Origin of the sequence: Streptomyces rugosispiralis (assembly GCF_024505145.1) — a bacterium.
Lineage (GTDB): Bacteria > Actinomycetota > Actinomycetes > Streptomycetales > Streptomycetaceae > Streptomyces > Streptomyces rugosispiralis.
Genome location: NZ_JANIAA010000181.1, coordinates 1 through 890, shown reverse-complemented (window position 1 = coordinate 890; position 890 = coordinate 1). Strand labels below are relative to the sequence as shown.

Sequence of the window (890 nt, the reverse complement as noted above, 5' to 3'; positions counted from 1 at the left end):
TTACTGATCGTTTCAGAATGAGGTTCGTAGGCGTCGCAAGCAGGTGATGCTGCAGGCGAGTTGGAGCAGGCCAAGGTGGAGGTCGGCGCGTATCTCGTAGCGGATGCGCAGGCGTTTGAACTGGTGGAGCCAGGCGAAGGTCCGTTCCACGATCCAGCGGGTCTTGCCCAGTCCCGATCCGTGCGGGACGCCTCGGCGGGCGATCTTGGGTGTGATGCCGCGGGCTCGGAGGATGCGGCGGTACTTGTCGTAGTCGTAGCCGCGGTCGGCGAAGAGCCGGCCCGGCCGGTGCCGCGGTCGTCCGCGAAGTCCTCGGATGCGGGGGATCGCCTCCAGTAGGGGTGTCAGCTGGGTGACGTCGTGCCTGTTTCCGCCGGTCAGGGTGACGGCGAGAGGGGTGCCGTGTCGGTCGGCGATCAGGTGGTGTTTGCTGCCCGGCCGTGCGCGGTCGACCGGCGAAGGACCGGTGTGAGCCCCCCTTTGAGGGCTCGAACGTGTGAGCCGTCGATCGCAGCGGCGTCCATGTCCAACAGTCCTGCCTTGCGCAGCTCGGCCAGGAGCACTTCGTGCAGGCGGGACCACACCCCGGCCTCGGTCCAGTCCCGCGACCGCCGCCACGCTGTCACGCCGCTGCGCCCGGTCTGCTCGGTGGGTACATCTCTCCAGCTCACGTTCTTACGCAGCACGTAAACGATGCCTCGCAGGGCCGCGCGGTCGTCCGCCGGCAGGCGTCCGGGATACCGATGACGACGCGGCGGCCGGGGCGGCAGCAGCGGAGCGATACGTTCCTACAGATCAACAGGCACAAGATCATCCGGCACCTGGACCACTCTGCCGCCACCAGGCCCGATCGCCAAGCCCTCACACTGAACTCATCCTGAAACGATCAG

General features: G+C 67.2%; 1 protein-coding gene. It reads right to left on the bottom strand.

Features of this window, described 5'->3' with window-relative positions:
- Positions 1 to 12: 12 nt before the first annotated feature.
- Positions 13 to 782 (bottom strand): IS5 family transposase gene (locus NP777_RS46945; protein WP_391858718.1). Its coding sequence is split into 2 segments (ribosomal slippage): positions 13 to 482 and positions 482 to 782, totalling 771 coding nucleotides; the frame shifts between segments, so codons are not numbered across the junction.
- Positions 783 to 890: the final 108 nt, after the last annotated feature.